The organism is Mycobacterium sp. ML4 (genome assembly GCF_054515735.1).
The window spans coordinates 56,615-72,758 of the sequence record NZ_JBTNSY010000006.1 but is presented as its reverse complement, the minus strand read 5'-3'; the positions used below and the strand labels follow the sequence as shown (position 1 = coordinate 72,758).

The 16,144-nt window shown below is 63.8% G+C and carries 15 protein-coding genes; 10 read left to right on the top strand and 5 right to left on the bottom strand.

What is annotated here, in order from left to right; genetic code table 11:
- Nucleotides 1-39 precede the first annotated feature (39 nt).
- The 4 genes from ACX9NE_RS08170 (at nt 40) to ACX9NE_RS08155 (ending at nt 2,483) form a co-directional block, all read left to right on the top strand.
- Nucleotides 40-966, top strand: coding sequence for a crotonase/enoyl-CoA hydratase family protein (locus ACX9NE_RS08170; RefSeq protein ID WP_459361185.1), 927 nt, complete (start codon nt 40-42; stop codon nt 964-966).
- Nucleotides 967-1,031: 65 nt separating this feature from the next.
- Nucleotides 1,032-1,490, top strand: a complete 459-nt coding sequence (locus ACX9NE_RS08165) for a DUF5078 domain-containing protein (protein ID WP_459361184.1) — start codon at nt 1,032-1,034, stop codon at nt 1,488-1,490.
- Between the two features lie 41 nt (nt 1,491-1,531).
- Nucleotides 1,532-1,774, top strand: a complete 243-nt coding sequence (locus ACX9NE_RS08160; RefSeq protein ID WP_459361183.1) for a hypothetical protein — start codon at nt 1,532-1,534, stop codon at nt 1,772-1,774.
- A gap of 385 nt (nt 1,775-2,159) precedes the next feature.
- Entirely contained in the window at nt 2,160-2,483 is a 324-nt protein-coding gene (locus tag ACX9NE_RS08155) for a hypothetical protein (RefSeq protein WP_459361182.1), read from the top strand.
- 5 nt (nt 2,484-2,488) lie between these two features.
- Here ACX9NE_RS08155 and ACX9NE_RS08150 read toward each other — a convergent pair whose 3' ends face one another.
- The 3 genes from ACX9NE_RS08150 to ACX9NE_RS08140 all read right to left on the bottom strand — a co-directional run bounded on the left by ACX9NE_RS08150 (nt 2,489) and on the right by ACX9NE_RS08140 (nt 6,809).
- Entirely contained in the window at nt 2,489-5,428 is a 2,940-nt protein-coding gene (locus tag ACX9NE_RS08150) for an MMPL/RND family transporter (protein ID WP_459361181.1), read from the bottom strand.
- Nucleotides 5,425-5,982 (bottom strand): MmpS family transport accessory protein, encoded by a 558-nt coding sequence (locus ACX9NE_RS08145; protein WP_459361180.1) that lies wholly within the window; start codon nt 5,980-5,982, stop codon nt 5,425-5,427. Before ACX9NE_RS08145 ends, ACX9NE_RS08150 begins: the two co-directional genes overlap by 4 nt.
- Before the next feature lie 140 nt (nt 5,983-6,122).
- The gene (locus ACX9NE_RS08140) at nt 6,123-6,809 is read right to left on the bottom strand and encodes a TetR family transcriptional regulator (protein WP_459361179.1); all 687 of its coding nucleotides are present in this window, start codon (nt 6,807-6,809) and stop codon (nt 6,123-6,125) included.
- 253 nt (nt 6,810-7,062) lie between these two features.
- On the opposite strand from ACX9NE_RS08140, the gene ACX9NE_RS08135 reads away from it, so the two are divergent.
- The 5 genes from ACX9NE_RS08135 to ACX9NE_RS08115 all read left to right on the top strand — a co-directional run bounded on the left by ACX9NE_RS08135 (nt 7,063) and on the right by ACX9NE_RS08115 (nt 12,885).
- Nucleotides 7,063-7,485 (top strand): MmpS family transport accessory protein, encoded by a 423-nt coding sequence (locus ACX9NE_RS08135; RefSeq protein ID WP_459361178.1) that lies wholly within the window; start codon nt 7,063-7,065, stop codon nt 7,483-7,485.
- Complete coding sequence (locus tag ACX9NE_RS08130) at nt 7,482-10,397, top strand: MMPL/RND family transporter (RefSeq protein ID WP_459361177.1); 2,916 nt, start codon at nt 7,482-7,484, stop codon at nt 10,395-10,397. The genes ACX9NE_RS08135 and ACX9NE_RS08130 overlap by 4 nt, the downstream gene beginning before the upstream one ends.
- Nucleotides 10,398-10,780: 383 nt before the next feature.
- The gene (locus ACX9NE_RS08125; protein ID WP_459361176.1) at nt 10,781-11,575 is read left to right on the top strand and encodes a DUF1295 domain-containing protein; all 795 of its coding nucleotides are present in this window, start codon (nt 10,781-10,783) and stop codon (nt 11,573-11,575) included.
- Between the two features lie 45 nt (nt 11,576-11,620).
- Nucleotides 11,621-12,184: a sigma-70 family RNA polymerase sigma factor gene (locus ACX9NE_RS08120; protein ID WP_459361175.1), complete on the top strand. Its 564-nt coding sequence runs from the start codon at nt 11,621-11,623 to the stop codon at nt 12,182-12,184.
- Complete coding sequence (locus ACX9NE_RS08115) at nt 12,181-12,885, top strand: anti-sigma factor (protein WP_459361174.1); 705 nt, start codon at nt 12,181-12,183, stop codon at nt 12,883-12,885. The genes ACX9NE_RS08120 and ACX9NE_RS08115 overlap by 4 nt, the downstream gene beginning before the upstream one ends.
- Here the strand turns inward: ACX9NE_RS08115 and ACX9NE_RS08110 are convergent.
- Both ACX9NE_RS08110 and ACX9NE_RS08105 read right to left on the bottom strand, forming a co-directional pair.
- Nucleotides 12,867-13,736: a hypothetical protein gene (locus tag ACX9NE_RS08110; protein ID WP_459361173.1), complete on the bottom strand. Its 870-nt coding sequence runs from the start codon at nt 13,734-13,736 to the stop codon at nt 12,867-12,869. The genes ACX9NE_RS08115 and ACX9NE_RS08110 overlap by 19 nt on opposite strands.
- An 11-nt stretch (nt 13,737-13,747) precedes the next feature.
- On the bottom strand, nt 13,748-14,266 hold the full coding sequence (locus ACX9NE_RS08105; protein WP_459361172.1) for a mycothiol transferase: 519 nt from the start codon (nt 14,264-14,266) through the stop codon (nt 13,748-13,750).
- A 96-nt stretch (nt 14,267-14,362) separates the two neighbouring features.
- Between ACX9NE_RS08105 and ACX9NE_RS08100 the strand changes: the two genes are divergently transcribed.
- Nucleotides 14,363-16,087: an N-acyl-D-amino-acid deacylase family protein gene (locus ACX9NE_RS08100; RefSeq protein WP_459361171.1), complete on the top strand. Its 1,725-nt coding sequence runs from the start codon at nt 14,363-14,365 to the stop codon at nt 16,085-16,087.
- Nucleotides 16,088-16,144: the final 57 nt, after the last annotated feature.

The window sequence follows — 16,144 nt, the reverse complement described above, 5'->3', positions numbered from 1 at the left end:
ACTTGACACCTGAGTCCGACAGCGACTTCGCTTCGCCTTATGCCGAATCCCGCGCGCGACACGAACTTTGAAACCGTCCTCTACGCCACCGCCGGCCCGGTGGCCACGATCACGCTGAACCGCCCCGAACAGCTGAACACGATCGTCCCCCCCATGCCCGACGAAATCGAGGCGGCCATCGGGTTGGCCGAGCGCGACCAGGACATCAAGGTGATCGTGCTGCGCGGGGCCGGACGCGCCTTCTCCGGGGGTTTCGACTTCGGCGGCGGCTTCCAGCACTGGGGTGAAGCGATGATGACCGACGGCCGGTGGGACCCGGGCAAGGATTTCGCGATGGTCAGCGCGCGCGAGACCGCGCCGACACAGAAGTTCATGGCCATTTGGCGGGCCTCCAAACCGGTGATCGCTCAGGTGCACGGCTGGTGTGTGGGCGGGGCCAGCGACTATGCACTGTGCGCCGACATCGTGATCGCCAGCGAGGACGCGGTGATCGGTACCCCCTACAGCAGGATGTGGGGGGCGTATCTGACCGGCATGTGGCTCTACCGCTTGAGCCTGGCCAAGGTCAAATGGCATTCGCTGACCGGTCGGCCGCTGACCGGTGTGCAGGCCGCCGAGATCGAGCTGATCAACGAGGCCGTCCCGTTCGCGCGACTGGAGGCCCGGGTCAGGGAAATCGCGGCCGAGCTGGCGCAGATCCCGTTGTCGCAGCTGCGCGCGCAGAAGCTCATCGTCAATCAGGCTTACGAGAACATGGGCCTGGCGTCCACTCAGCTGCTGGGCGGGATCCTCGACGGTCTGATGCGCAACACCCCCGATGCGCTCAACTTCATCCAGACCGCACAGGCCCACGGGGTGCGGGCCGCGGTCGAACGCCGCGACGGCCCGTTCGGCGATTACAGCCAGGCTCCGCCGGAGCTGCGACCGAACCCGTCACACGTGATAGTTCCTGATGGCGACGGGTAGTAAGATCGGCTAGGGAAAACCGTCCAACCGTTCGTCGCAACGTCGAAAGTGCTACGGTAATTAATATGTCTCGGTTACGTAACGCCCTGCGTGGGGGCGCTTTCCTCGTTGCTCTCGCGATCTCCGCCGTGGTCCTCGCGGGGTTCTTCCCCAAGGCCGCAGTAGCCGATTCGACGGAGGATTTCCCGATTCCTCGCAGAATGATCGCGACCACGTGCGACGCCGAGCAATATCTGGCCGCTGTGCGGGATACGAGTCCGGTGTACTACGAGCGGTACATGATCGACTTCAACAACCACGCCAACCTTCAGGACGCGACGATCAACAAGGCGCATTGGTTCTTCTCGCTTTCCCCGGCGGAGCGCAGGGACTACTCCGAGAATTTCTACAACGGCGACCCGCTGACGTTCGCCTGGGTCAATCACATGAAGATCTTCTTCAACAACAAAGGCGTCGTCGCCAAAGCCACCGAGGTCTGCAATGGGTACCCGGCAGGCGATATGTCGGTCTGGAGCTGGGCGTAAGGCACTTCCGGGATAGTTCATCACCCAAGGAAGGTGTGGACATGGGCGCACTGAGGTTCGTCGGCGTGGCGTTGGCGACGGCGGTCGTTTTCATCACGGTACTGTTCGGAAGTGGCCCCGCGCATGCCGATAGCGACCTTGGAAAAGAGTGCTCGCCGGAAGGCGCGAAGGTCTGGGGTAATCCCGGACCGATCTATTGCGAACGCCAGGCCAACGGGCAACTGCAATGGGTCTCCATTCCCGTCTCGGCATTGTGCGTGGCGTTCTGCGTGAATCGGCCCTAGCGGGGTCCACCGGTTGTATCCCCGCAGACACCTTCGGCATGACGGTGTCGGACCGGCCGGCTCGAGGCCGCCCGTACGCCTCTCGGGTTTCGCACACATAGCAGATTCATCGGTTTTTTTCCCCCGATTGGGGGACACGATATTCATCCCATCAGGGGCCGTTTGGTGGACATATAAGACCGGGTGACCAGGGGAATAGTGATAGCTGCCACTACAAAGTACGGTTTCGCGAAGGTGTGACAACCGCCCGACCGCTTTAAATACATCATTCGGCCCCTTGCCGCGGCAGGGCAAACCAACCCATAATGGACCTCCGGCCAGCCAAACATCCGCTAGATCTCAAAGCGATGGATGCGACTGCGTTCCGGAAGCTGGAGGACATGGCATGAGCCAAACAACTGGCAACGGCATCCCTGGCACGTTGGCGGCCCTGGACTGGCAGACCATCACCTGCCAATTCGGCGCCGGCTGTACCAACCGGGCGACGTACATCGTCCACCGCCATGCGGTGGATGAATGCAATCACGACCACGTCGACCCGTTCGGAAACGTGGTCGAGATAGTCTGCATCGCCTGCCTCTGGCGCGCCGAGGCCGAGATACTGGTGCAGCTCGACCAGCTCAAGCCGTCTTCGAGCGCCTACTGCCTCACCTGCGGAGCTCCGGTGTCCGAGCTGAGCGACATCATGCGCGACGTCGTGGTGCTGTAACGCTCTCAGCGCCGTTTCACCAGTGCGCCCGGCGGTTGTTCGTCCACGTCGCTGCGGATCAATTCACGCACGGCCGGACGGGGTCCATAGGGTCGCAGCATGCTGCTGGCCGGCCGTGGGCGCACGTGCTGCGGCCACCAGAACCAGCGCCCGAGCAAGGTGGCCAGCGAGGGCGTCATGAACGATCTCACGATCAAGGTGTCGAACAGCAGGCCCAGCGCGATCGTCGTACCCACCTGTGCCATCACGCGCAGTGGGCTGAACGCGAACGTGGCCATGGTGGCGGCGAACACCAGGCCAGCGGCGGTCACCACCGAGCCCGAACCGGCCATCGCTCGGATCGTCCCCGTCTTGAGACCGGCGCGGATTTCCTCCTTGAACCGCGATATCAGCAACAGGTTGTAATCCGAGCCGACCGCCAGCAGCAGGATGATCGCCATCGCCAGCACCATCCAGTGCAACTTGATGCCCAGGATGTACTGCCATAGGAGCACGGAGAGTCCGAACGAGGCGCCCAGCGACAGCAACACCGTGCCGACGATCACGAAGGCCGCCACGACGCTTCGGGTGATCACCAGCATGATCACGAAAATTAGTGTGGCAGCCGATATTCCGGCGATCAACAGATCGATGTTGGAGCCGTCGTGCATGTCCTTGTACGTCGCGGCGGTACCGCCGAGGTAGACCTTGGCTCCCTCCCAGGGCGTGCCCTTGATCGCCTCGTGCACGGCCCGCTTGATCGGTTCGATGAGGTTGATGCCTTCGGGAGAGGCGGGGTCGCCCTCATGCGAGATGATCAATCGGACAGCGTGGCCGTCCGGCGAGATGAACTGCTTGAGACCCCGCGCGAAGTCCGGGCTCTGGAACGCTTCCGGCGGCAGGTAGAACGTGTCGTCGTTCTTCGCTCTGTCGAACGCGTCCCCTTGTGCGGTGGCGTTGTCGGCCTGCGCTCTGGCCTGGTCATTGAGACCCATAGTGGTCGCATAGTTCGACATGATGGTGTCGAGATTGCGCTGCTGGCTCTCGATCTGCGGTGGTATCAATGCCACGAGCTTGGGCTGAATCGCATCCAGCCTGTCCAGGTTCTGACTGAGGGCCAGGATGTTCTGCGCCACCTGGTCGATTCCGTCCAGCGCATTGAAGATGGACCGCAGCGCCCAGCAGATCGGGATGTCGTAACAGTGCTTATCCCAATAGAAAACGCTACGAATCGGTCGGAAGAAGTCGTCGAAGGTGGCGATGTCGTCGCGCAACGCCTCGGTGATCTTTACGGTTTCCTTGGTGAGAATGGTGGTTTCGTGCGTCGTGTTGCTGAGGTCCTGGGTGACCTGCATCTGCTCACGCAGCGTGGCCATCGTCTTGCGCAACTCGTCCGCTTGGTTCAGCAGATTATTGGCCTGCTCATCTTGAAAGTGCTGAGTCTGAATCCGCCCTGCGGCTTGGGCGCCCATCTGGAAACCGAGGGTGCTGTGGTCGAGCGGCGTGCCCAACGGCCGGGTGATGGTCTGCACCCGACCGATACCGGGGATGTGAAAGACCGCCTTGGCGACCTTGTCCAGAACCAGGAAGTCGGCCGAGTTACGCAGGTCGTGATCGGTTTCGATCATCAACAGCTCAGGATTGAGCCGAGCCTGGTTGAAGTGCCGGTCGGCGGCCGCGTAACCGATGTTGGCGGGGGTGTCCGCGGGTAGGAAGTGACGGGTGTCGTAGTCCGTCTTATAGCCGGGCAGGGCGATCAGACCGATCAGCGCAATCGCGATCGTGACCGCGAAAACCGGTGCGGGCCAACGGACGATCGCCGTGCCGATCCGGCGCCAGCCACGAGTCTGCAGCTTTCGCTTCGGATCAAGGAGCTTGAAGTATGACGCCACGACCAGCACCGCAGGGCCCAGAGTCAGCGCCGCCATCACCGCTACCAACATGCCGACGGCGCACGGTGCGCCCAATGACTCGAAATACGGCAATCGGCAGAAGCTCAGGCAGTACATCGCGCCGGCGATAGTCAGGCCCGACCCGAGCACGACATGCGCGGTGCTGTGGAACATCGTGTAGAAGGCCTCTTCGCGAGTCTCCCCCAGACCGCGGGCCTCGTGGTAGCGGCCGACGACGAAAATCGCGTAGTCCGTTCCGGCGGCGATCGCCAGCAACACCAACAAATTGTTGGCGAACGTGGAGAGTCCGATGATCTCGTAGTTGGCCAGCAGGGCAACGACGCCTCGGGCTGCCAACAATTCGACGAAGACCATGAACAACACGGCCAGGACGGTGACGAGCGAGCGATAGACGACGAGCAGCATGACGAAAATCACCAGGATCGTGACCATGGTGACGATTGCGACGCCTTTCTCACCCGCGTGGGACTGGTCGGCGAACAACGGACCCGCGCCGGTGACGTACGCCTTGATCCCCGGCGGGGCGGGCACCGAGTTGACGATCTTGCGGACGGCGTCGGCGGACTCAGCCGACAGGCCGTCGCCCATGTTGCCGGCGAGGTAAACCTGAACGTACGCGGCCTTCTGGTCGTGGCTCTGGGAGCCCGCGGCGGTCAGTGGATCACTCCAGAAATCCTGCACGTGCTGGACGTGTTTTCTGTCTTGCTCGATTCGCCTGACAATCTCGTCGTAGTAGCGGTGCGCCTCGGCCCCCAGCGGCTTGTCGCCCTCCAGCACGATCATTGCCGAGCTGTCGGAATCAAACTCCTTGAACGTCTTTCCGACCCGCATCATCGACTGGAACGACGGCGCATCCGTGGGGCTCATCGACACCGAATGCTCCTTGGCGACGGCCTCGAGTTGCGGCGCGACGGTATTGGTCACAACGACTACGCCCAACCACACCAGCACGATGGGCAGTGCCAGCCGATGGATCATCCGCGGCAGGAACGGCGGGATCAGCGGCTGCGAGATTGGCGGCGCAGCAGAATTAGCCTCGGTGGTCTCACTCATGCGGACTTGTCCAGGCAGTAGACGAAGGCGTTTACCGTTTCGTCCGGGGGCGAATGATTCGGAGCCTTGATGACGTCACCGCGTCCGTCGTTGTTGTTGACGAGGAACCGGCAGGCGATCCAGCTGCCGTTTCCTTGCGCCATCAGGTTGGCCGGGATACCGGGCTTCGTTGACTTCAATTCCGTCTTCCACGGTAGGGGCACATTCAGAGCTTGCTGAGGATGGGAGTTTTCATCGAGATAGCTGATCGTCGCCGTGCTGCCGGGCGAACCCCAGACCTCGAGAGTGATCGTCTTGGGGTTGAACTGGTCGATGACGTCACCGGATGAGCCACCCCCGAACGAATCGCTGTGCAGGCCGAAGACGCCGTGCAGTCGGTGCACGACAAATCCTGACAGCGCGACGACGGCCAGCACGGTGAGGATGAGCCAGAACCGGGCGGCCAGGCTCCTCAGACCTTTGCGCCTGGCTGGCTGGCGAGTCGTTGTATTGCCTTCGCCGCCAGCAGAATCCGGGGTCGTCAACGGTTCGGTCCTTGGCTCAGTCGTCGTCATGGGCGCTTCCTAACCAGTGACGAGAGCGCCAACCAATTAGCCTATATGTCAACTTAGTCTCTCTAACCTAATGCACACACAGTAGGAAGTCTCGGCGTAGTGCGCAAAGACCCCGTGCATCAAGACGTTCGCCAACGTGTTCATCGGGACCCAGCAAGCGAGCCGATACAGGTTGCGGTGAGCACCCGGGTGAGCGCAGACGGGAAATCGATGTTCCATTCGGGCGGTAGCACTTCGGGCTCCTCCTGGTACACATCCGAGATCCGCTCCGGAGGGTTGGCGATCTGCCAGAATGCCGCGGCCAGAGAGTAGGCGGCGATCAGCATGTCGAACGCGCCCGAGCGGCCGAGGTCGGGTAGACCCCGTTCGATCGCTCCGGCCAGGGCGACGGCGGCCGCGGATATGGTCCGCCTGATCTCGATGACCCGGTCGACATCCACCTCATGCTCGAGGTGCAGGTGCAGGTTGGCGAGCAGGTCGCAGAACAGCGGATCGGCGGCCAACGCGTTGGCCATCGTCTCGGCCACCCGCGCCGGTGACATGAGGCCCGGCTCCCCGAGTTGCGCGCAAACGGTGTCCGACCACCGCTGCCAGCCTTCCGCGGAAAGGTGCAGCAGCACTTCCTTGTGGGAGGTGAAATACCGGCGGACAGCCGAGTAATGGATGCCGGCACGGCTGGCGACCGCCGTCAATGTCACCGAAGCGACGCCGCTTTCCAACGCGAGTGAGCGCGCTGCCTCCACAAGTGCCGCCGCGCGCTGGCGCTTGTTTTCTTCGGTGCGGGCGCGCCGAAAACTGAGTTGCGCCACGGGCAGAGGATAACGCACATAGCGTGATTTGCGAGGGGCAATCGGAAACGTAACGCACGCGGCATGCCTTAAACTGCACTGATCTAAAGGAAGGAGCAGAGGCGCCTTGGCGCATCCGTGATTTACTTAGGTCAACACGGTTGACGTTCGTCGCGGACGCGGATTACTCAGCGCCATCAGTGAAATTGCGTCAATTCGAAAGTACCTGTCCGGGAGGGTATCGTCCGCCCGGGGCGCATGCGAACGATGAAAGGGACCTCAGATTTTCAAGGTGCTGGCCCGGACGTGGATCTTGGTAGTGATCCTTGCGGTGGTGGTGGTCGCGGGATTCGTCGTGTACCGAGTCCACGGGTACTTCGGTTCCGAAAAGCGCGCGTCCTACACCGACAGTAACCTCGACAACCCCAAACCGTTCAACCCCAAACGAATCGTGTACGAGGTGTTCGGCCCTCCCGGAACGGTCGCGGACATCAGCTATTTCGACGTCAACGCCGACCCGCAACGTATTGACGGAGCGATCCTGCCGTGGACGTTGCGGGTCACCACCGACAAGGCGACCGTGCTGGGTAATCTTGCGGCGCAAGGAGATAGCAACAGCATCGGCTGTCGCATCACGGTCGACGACGTGATCAAAGCCGAGCGGATCTCCAATTCAGTCGACGCCTTCACCTACTGCCTGGTGAAGTCGGCATGAGCACTCGATTGACCACGCTGGGGCCTCCGACCGGAACCTCGACCGGTGCCGGCCACCCCGAACGGCCCCTGGTCGCCCGCACGATCCACGCACTGGCCGTGCCGATCATCCTGTTCTGGTTGGCGGTCGTCGTTGTCATGAGCGTCTTCCTGCCGTCACTGGAAGTGGTCGGACAAGAGCGTTCTGTGTCGCTGAGTCCCAAGGACGCACCTTCCTATGTGGCGCTGAAACATATCGGCGAGTCTTTCAAAGAAGGCAACACCGATAGCGTGGCGATGCTCGTGCTGGAGAGTGGACAGCCACTCGGCGATGAAGCCCACAGGTACTACGACGGCCTCATCCGGAAGCTCCGTGCCGACAAGGCGCACGTGCTGAGTATCCAGGACTTCTGGGGTGATCCGCTGACGGCGGCGGGAGCCCAGAGCAGCGACGGCAAGTCCGTGACCGCTCAGATCAATCTCAACGGAAACCAGGGAGAGCCGCTGGCCAATGAATCAGTGGCCTCGGTGCGCAAGATCGTGGCCGGTATGCCGCCGCCGGCCGGACTGAACGTGTACGTGGCGGGGGTGGCTGCGCTGGGCGCGGACCTCCAGCACAGTGGCGACCGGTCGATGGTGAAGATCACGGTGACCACCGTTGTGGTCATTCTGGTGATGCTGCTGTTCGTCTACCGGTCCCCCACCACGGTGATCCTGCTATTGCTCACGGTGGGCATCGAAATGGCGGCGGCGCGCGGGGCAGTTGCAATTCTCGGGCATGCCCGGCTCATCGGGCTGTCCACTTTTGCGGTCAGCCTGCTGACCTCGCTGGCGATCGCGGCGGGGACTGACTACGGGATTTTCATCATCGGCCGATATCAGGAAGCCAGGCAGGCCGGCGAGGATCGCGAAACCGCGTTCTACACCATGTATCGGGGAACGGCGCACGTCATTCTCGGGTCTGGAATGACAATCGCCGGAGCGACGTTCTGCCTGAGTTTCGCGCGAATGCCCTACTTCCAGACACTGGGCATTCCCTGCGCGGTCGGCATGATCGTCGCCGTACTGGTCGCGCTCACGCTCGGGCCGGCCGTTCTCGTGGTCGGAAGTCGTTTCGGCTTGTTCGATCCCAAGCGGTTGCTGAAGGTCCGCGGCTGGCGGCGGATTGGCACCGCCGTCGTGCGCTGGCCGCTGCCGATCCTCGCAGTCACCTGTGTGATCGCCCTGATCGGTCTCATCACCCTGCCGGGATACAAGCCCAGCTACGACGACCGGGCCTACCTGCCCGCGTTCATCCCGGCCAATAAAGGATTCGCCGCAGCCGATCGACACTTCTCCCAGGCCCGGATGAAGCCGGAGATCCTGATGATCGAGTCGGATCACGACATGAGGAACCCCGCCGACTTTCTGATCTTGGACAAGTTGGCGAAGGGCATCTTCCGCATCCCCGGCATTTCCCGGGTGCAGGCGATCACCCGGCCAGACGGAACCACGATGGACCACACCACCATCCCCTTTCAAATCAGCATGCAGAACGCCGGGCAGGTCCAGATGCTGAAATATCAGCGCTCGCGGATGAACGACATGCTCAAGCAAGCCGACGAGATGGCCAAAACCATTGTGGTCATGAAGCGCATGTACGGCCTGATGGCACAGCTCGCAGACAACACCCACCGGATGGTCAACGACACGGTGGAGATGCAGCAGATCACTGATGAATTGCGGGATCACGTCGCAGATTTCGACGATTTCTGGCGCCCGATTCGCAGCTATTTCTACTGGGAGAAACACTGCTACGACATTCCCATCTGTTGGTCGATCAGATCGATCTTCGACGCGCTGGACGGCCTGGACGAGATTGACGAGAAGCTGAGCAAGCTGGTCGGAGACATAAAGAACCTCGATCAGCTGATGCCTCAGATGCTGGCCACATTCCCGCCGATGATCGACAGCATGGAGAGCATGCGAATCATGATGCTCGCCATGCACAGCACCATGTCGGGGATCTTCGATCAGATGGACGAGATGGGCGACAATGCGAACGCGATGGGTCACGCCTTCGACGCCGCGAAGAACGATGATTCGTTCTATCTGCCTCCGGAGGTGTTCAAGAACGCGGACTTCAAGCGGGCGATGTCGAACTTCCTGTCAGCGGACGGCCACGAGGCGCGCTTCATCATCCTGCACCGAAGCGACCCGGCCAGCGCTGACGGAATCGCGAGCGTGGACAAGATACGCACCGCGGCTGAGGAATCCCTCAAGGGAACTCCTCTCGAGAACGCAAAGATTTATCTGGCCGGTGTCGGCGCCGTCTTCAAGGACATCTCTGACGGCGCGAAATGGGACCTGGTGATCGCCGGTGTCTCCTCGCTGTGCCTCATCTTCATCATCATGCTGTTGATGACCCGGGCGCTGGTCGCGGCTGCGGTGATCGTGGGTACTGTTGCACTCTCGCTCGGCGCCTCATTCGGTCTTTCCGTACTGGTCTGGCAGCACATCCTGGATTTCCGGTTGCACTGGATGGTGTTGGCGATGTCGGTGATCGTGTTGCTGGCGGTGGGGTCTGACTACAACCTGCTGTTGGTGTCGCGGTTCAAGGAGGAGATCCACGCGGGACTGAATACCGGGATCATCCGATCGATGGGCGGCACGGGCAAGGTCGTGACGAACGCGGGCCTGATATTCGCAATCACGATGGCTTCCATGGTGGTCAGCGACTTGCGGATCGTGGGCCAGGTGGGGACTACCATCGGCTTGGGATTGTTGTTCGACACACTGATCGTGCGAGCGTTCATGACACCCTCGATCGCTGCGCTCTTGGGCCGCTGGTTCTGGTGGCCGCTGAGAGTGCGTTCCCGTCCGGCCCGCCGCCGCGCCCTTCCTCTCGACGAGCGACCCACCGACAGGTCGCTGGCCCTGAGTGCCGAACGTTAGCCCCGAGCTCGAAGGGGCCATCCGAGCGTCGCGGGGCTCCGAATATCAGGTGTGCATGCGCACTCGCTCGAATACCGCAGTCACAGCCGGTATATAGACATCGGCCAGCCGACCCGGCCGCCGTGGTGGGTCGGGCCGTTCGCTGGCCCTGGCGGACCTTTGCCGCTCAGCGAGGCGATCCTCGATGTCACCGAGTCGCGCATGCCGGTGCGGCCGCAGGATGCCGCGAGGTCGCGGATCGGGCGCGGGCGCAAGCTCCGGCTGCGACGTCGTAATGAGTTGGGGCGCTTAGGATTCGACGAGGGGTTCGACGGAATGTCAGAGCTTTCCCCGACGGACTCCCAGGATGTTTCGCGGCGGGTTTCCCATCGCAAGGGTTCCCGATGAGCGAGACAAACATCCTGGCGGTGACCGGCGCCTGCGCGCTGGCGGTCGCCGTGGTGCATTCGGCGACCTTCGCGATCAGCCGCAAGATCGGCCGCTACAGCGTGGTCGACGTCGCATGGGGCTTGGGCTTTGTCGTGGTGGCGGCGGTGGCGGCGGCGGTGGGTGACGGGGATCCTGCCAGGCGCTGGCTGCTGCTGGCGCTGGTGTCGATCTGGGGGCTGCGGCTGAGCTGGCACATCCAGCGCAAAACCGCGGGTCAGGGTGAGGACCGTCGGTACGCTGACCTGCTGCGGGGCGCGACTGTGTGGCAGGTGGTTTTCAGGGTGTTTGTGTTGCAGGGGTTCCTGACGCTGTTCATCTCGTTCCCGCTGCAGCTGTCGGCGGTCACCGGGCCCACGCCCACACCGTTGCTGGCCGTCACGACGCTGGGTCTGGTGGCGTGGCTTATCGGGTTCGTCTTCGAAGCGGTGGGTGACGTGCAATTGCGGAAATTCAAGTCCGATCCGGCCAGCCGCGGGGTCATCATGGACCGCGGCCTGTGGTCCTGGACGCGCCACCCCAACTACTTCGGCGACGCCTGCGTGTGGTGGGGGATTTGGCTGATCACGATCAACGGCTGGGTGCCGCTCGCCACCGCAGTCTCACCGCTGGTGATGACCTACCTCCTTGTCGACGTGAGCGGTGCACGATTGACCGAGAGGTATATGAAGGGCCGCCCCGGTTTCGCCGATTACCAGATGCGGACTGCCTACTTCCTCCCGCGGCCGCCCGGATCGGTGCGCCACTCATGACCGGCATACCGGGCCGGGAGGTTGCTGGCGCTAGGCTACCGATCGATGACCGCACCGCTGCAGCCCAGCGACGACCTGGACGCCTTGCTCGCCCGGGTCGCGCGTGGGGACGACGCTGCCTTCGCGGCGTTCTACGACCAGACGAAGACCCGAGTGTACGGGCTGGTGACCAGGGTGCTGCGTGATCACGGGTACAGCGAGGAGACCACCCAGGAGATATATCTCGAGGTGTGGCGGACGGCCTCGCAGTTCGACTCCACCAAGGGGTCCGCTCTGGCCTGGCTGCTGACCATGACACACCGGCGCGCGATCGACCGGGTGCGCAGCGAACAAGCCGGCACGCAGCGCGAATCACGTTATGGCACAGCTAATGTCGAACCGGCGGCCGATGTGGTCGCGGATTCGGCAATAGCGGGCGACGAGCGCCGCCGGGTGGCGCGGTGCCTCGAGGGGCTCACCGACACACAGCGCCAGTGCATCGAATTGGCCTACTATGGCGGACTGACCTATGTCGAGGTGTCGCAACGGTTGGCCGCGAACCTGTCGACCATCAAATCGCGTATGCGCGATGCGCTGCGCGGCCTGCGCAACTGCCTGGATGTGCCATGACCGGCCCTACCGATTTCGAACTACTCGAACTGGCGACTCCGTACGCCCTGCATGCGGTCTCCGAGGCGGAGCGCGTCGAGATCGATCGGCGGGTCGCGGCCGCGCCTTCGTCCATAGCCACCGCCTTTCACGACGAAGTCCGCGCCGTCCGCGAGACGATGGCGGCTCTGGCCTCGGTCAGTACCGCCGAACCGCCGGACCATTTGCGCCCTGCGGTGCTCGCCGTGACGACGCCGCCGAATATGCCGAGTTCTCGTCAATCACGCTGGCGCACCATTGTTTTCGCGGCAGCAGCAACCGTCGCGGTGGGCCTGGGAGCATTCGGCCTCGGGGTGGCGTTGCGGCCGTCACCGCCGCAGACGGTTGCCGAAGAGGTGCTGACCGCACCCGACGTGCGTACCGTTTCAGGTCCGCTGGGTGCCGGGACCGCTACCGTGGTGTTCTCGCGTGACCGCAATGCGGGTGTGCTGGTGATGAACAACGTGCCGCCACCCTCGCCCGGCACCGTGTACCAGATGTGGTTGCTGGGCGCCAACGGGCCGACGTCGGCGGGGACGATGAGTACGGCGGCCGTTTCCCCGTCGACGAAAGCGACGCTGGACAACCTGGACGGTTCGACGGCACTGGCGTTCACGGTGGAGCCCGGAACCGGTTCTCCGCAGCCGACGGGCGCGATCTTGGCTCAGCTGCCGCTGCGCTGAGACTTTGTGCTGAACAGGCCACCGAGCACCGCTACCAGCACGCCGAGCGCCACCAGTCCCGCACCGGTGATCAGTGTCAGGTTGAGCCACCGGTGCAGGCTGTCCTCGGCATGGCCGACCATCACGTCGGCCATCCGGCGGATATCCCCGGTGGTCCGGTTGAGGGCACCGTTGACCGACCGTCCACCGACCTCGACGGCGGCCCAACCGGCCGCACCGACAAGCAGCGCCGAAATGCCGAGGGCGGTCAGCGCGCGCCCGCGGCTACCCGCGACAACCAGCAGCAGCAGCGCGAAGAGGCTGGTGAGCACCCCCGCGCCGACGCTGACCGACGGCCCCCACACAGCCGCGCGATGCAATTGGCCCTGCCGCAGCGACTGGCCCACCGACACCGTGAGCGGCACCTTCAGCGTCTGGGGGACCTGAACGTTGTAGGTGTTCAGCTGCTGCTGGATCGCGGTGTCCTTGAGCATGGGAGCGACGTCGATAGCCCACTGGTCGCCGCCACCCGATTGTGGCGCGCTGAATAACCAGGCGTGCGCGGCTCGATTCACCTGGACGAACAACGGCGGGAACGACGGACCCGCGGCGAATGCCGCAGCCACATCGTGCACGGTCGCACTGTCGACGGGATTGCGGCGTCCGCTGCTCTCGTTGATCAACGCCATCGCGCGGGTGGTCAGCTCGGAGGCCATCGCGGACTGCAACGCCGGATCGCGAGCGGCCTGATCGGCCAGCGCGGCGTAGCCGTCCTGGTCGACGACGTTCATCTGCGCCCAGACCGCCGGAACCGCCAACGCCAACCCGGCAGTGGCGATCAGCCAGCACAACACCGTCGCGAGGAACCGCACGGCTTGGAACCCTACTTGGCGATCCCCCGCACGTAGGCGGCCTGCCCGAGATGTTGGGCACAGTCGTCGATGATGCTGACCAGCCGCGCGCTTGCGGTCACCGGCGGATCCCAGTTGGTGTCCACGATGCGCGCGAGCTCATCGGCGGTCACGGTGTCGACGTACTCCAGCGTCAGCAGGTGCACCGCGTGGTAGTAGCCGAGGAGCATGTCGACCGGCGCGCGCACCTTGGCCACCTCGTCGGATCCATGTCCGTAGCCGGTGTCATTGCGCGGCAGGTCCAGATTGAACCGGCCCACCCAGTCGTCTCGGGTCCACACCTGTTCCACCCCGGCCACGTCGGCCAGCTGTAGGTCCTGGACCCGTGCGCTGTGCCACAGCAGCCAGGCGATGCTGTTTGCGTCCGCGGTCGGCCGGTAGTCGGCGATCTCGTCGGTGAGTCCGTGGCACAGTTCGCCGACGTGCTCGATCAACCGGGTGAAGGCGTCGCGCAGGAGTTCTCGAACGGCAGCGGTTTCGGAGGTTGCCATAGTTTCGACCCTACGGGCCGCGGCGCCGCACCGCTTCGACGTTGTCGCCCAGCGTATCGCTGGCACGGCGCACCGACGCAGTCGTAGATTATTTAGATGGCCTACGACCTTCTGATCCGCAACGGCACCATCGTCGACGGACTGGGAGGTGAACCCTACGTCGGCGACGTGGCGGTCGCCGACGGCGTCATCGCAGCGGTCGGGGAGGTTGACGGCGATGCGGTGAAAGAGATCGACGCGACCGGGTTGCTGGTCACCCCCGGCTTCGTCGATCTACACACCCACTACGACGGCCAGGCGATCTGGTCGGAACGGCTGACACCTTCGTCGGCGCATGGTGTGACCACCGTGGTGATGGGCAACTGCGGGGTGGGCTTCGCGCCCTGCCGCCAGGAGGACCACGAGGTGCTTGTCGACGTCATGGCCGGCGTGGAAGACATCCCCGGCGTCGTCATGACCGATGGGCTGCCGTGGACCTGGGAAACGTTTCCCCAATACCTGAACGCTCTGGAATCGGGGAAACGCGACATCGATGTGGCGGCCTACCTGCCGCACTCCCCGCTGCGGGTGTACGTGATGGGCCAGCGCGGCGCCGACCGCGAACCCGCCACCGCCGAGGATCTCGCCAAGATGCGCGCGCTGGCCACCGAGGCCATCCAGGTCGGGGCGCTGGGTTTCGCGTCCTCGCGTCTCACCATTCACAAGACCGAGAGCGGTGCGCCGATCCCGAGCTACGACGCGGCACGCGAGGAGATCGAGGAAATCGCCCGCGGCGTCGTCGACGGCGGCGGCGGGCTGTTGCAGTTCGTGCCCGACATCCCCGCCGGTGGGTACCAGCCCGTGCTGCAGACGGTGTTCGACGTCGCCGAAGACGTCGGGCTGCCGGTGACATTCACCCTCGTCGTGGGCAACGCGGGCGACCCCACCTGGCCGGACGCCATCACGATGGTGGAGAAGGCGAACGCGGCGGGCGGCGATATCACCGCGCAACTGCTGCCGCGGCCGATCGGTCTGATCATCGGCCTGCAACTGTCGGCCAATCCGTTTGTGTTGTATCCCAGCTACCGCGAGATCGCCCACCTTCCGCTGCCCGAGCGGGTCGCCGAGATGCGCAAGCCGGAGGTACGCGCCCGCATCCTGGCAGACAAGCCGGGTCAGGGGCACCCCATCCTGTTTGTCGCTCAGATGTGGGACTGGATTTTCCCGCTGGACGACAATCCGAACTATGAGCCGAACCCATCGGACAGCATCGGCGCCCGGGCGCGGGCCCGCGGCGTCAACCCGATGGAGGAGGCTTACGACCGGCTCCTCGACGACGACGGAAAAGCCATGCTGTTGGTCGCCACCAGCAACCTGGAACGCAATTCGCTGGACACCGTCGGCAAACTCCTGCACCGCGACGACGTGGTGCTCGGGTTGGGCGACGGCGGCGCACACTACGGCATGATCTGCGACGCCAGCTACTCCACCTACTTCCTCACGCACTGGGCGCGCGACCGCGCAACGGGGCGGTTCAGCGTCGCCGAGGCCGTCCGCGAACTGACCTCGGTGCCGGCCCGCATCGCCGGGCTGGCCGACCGCGGCCGCATCGCCGTCGGGTTCAAGGCCGATCTCAACGTCATCGACCACGCGGCGTTGCGATTGCACAAACCGGTCATCGCCCACGATCTACCCGCCGGCGGACGTCGACTCGATCAGACCGCCGAGGGGTATGTCGCCACCGTGGTGTCCGGTGAGGTGATTGCCGAGAACGGCATGCCCACGTCCGCGCGCCCCGGCAAACTCGTCCGCGGCCGCCGGCCGGCCCCCGTTCCCGTCTGACGGGTTGCTGTACGGCGGCTGGAATTCGGGTTACCGGGTTACCCCGATATGCCCACG

Coding starts and splice junctions, on each gene's coding strand:
- ACX9NE_RS08165 (WP_459361184.1), top strand. CDS start 1,032: ATGTCTCGGTTACGTAACGCCCTGCGTGGGGGCGCTTTCCTCGTTGCT.
- ACX9NE_RS08155 (WP_459361182.1), top strand. CDS start 2,160: ATGAGCCAAACAACTGGCAACGGCATCCCTGGCACGTTGGCGGCCCTG.
- ACX9NE_RS08150 (WP_459361181.1), bottom strand. CDS start 5,428: ATGAGTGAGACCACCGAGGCTAATTCTGCTGCGCCGCCAATCTCGCAG.
- ACX9NE_RS08120 (WP_459361175.1), top strand. CDS start 11,621: ATGACCGCACCGCTGCAGCCCAGCGACGACCTGGACGCCTTGCTCGCC.
- ACX9NE_RS08105 (WP_459361172.1), bottom strand. CDS start 14,266: ATGGCAACCTCCGAAACCGCTGCCGTTCGAGAACTCCTGCGCGACGCC.
- ACX9NE_RS08145 (WP_459361180.1), bottom strand. CDS start 5,982: ATGACGACGACTGAGCCAAGGACCGAACCGTTGACGACCCCGGATTCT.
- ACX9NE_RS08125 (WP_459361176.1), top strand. CDS start 10,781: ATGAGCGAGACAAACATCCTGGCGGTGACCGGCGCCTGCGCGCTGGCG.
- ACX9NE_RS08100 (WP_459361171.1), top strand. CDS start 14,363: ATGGCCTACGACCTTCTGATCCGCAACGGCACCATCGTCGACGGACTG.
- ACX9NE_RS08130 (WP_459361177.1), top strand. CDS start 7,482: ATGAGCACTCGATTGACCACGCTGGGGCCTCCGACCGGAACCTCGACC.
- ACX9NE_RS08115 (WP_459361174.1), top strand. CDS start 12,181: ATGACCGGCCCTACCGATTTCGAACTACTCGAACTGGCGACTCCGTAC.
- ACX9NE_RS08160 (WP_459361183.1), top strand. CDS start 1,532: ATGGGCGCACTGAGGTTCGTCGGCGTGGCGTTGGCGACGGCGGTCGTT.
- ACX9NE_RS08170 (WP_459361185.1), top strand. CDS start 40: ATGCCGAATCCCGCGCGCGACACGAACTTTGAAACCGTCCTCTACGCC.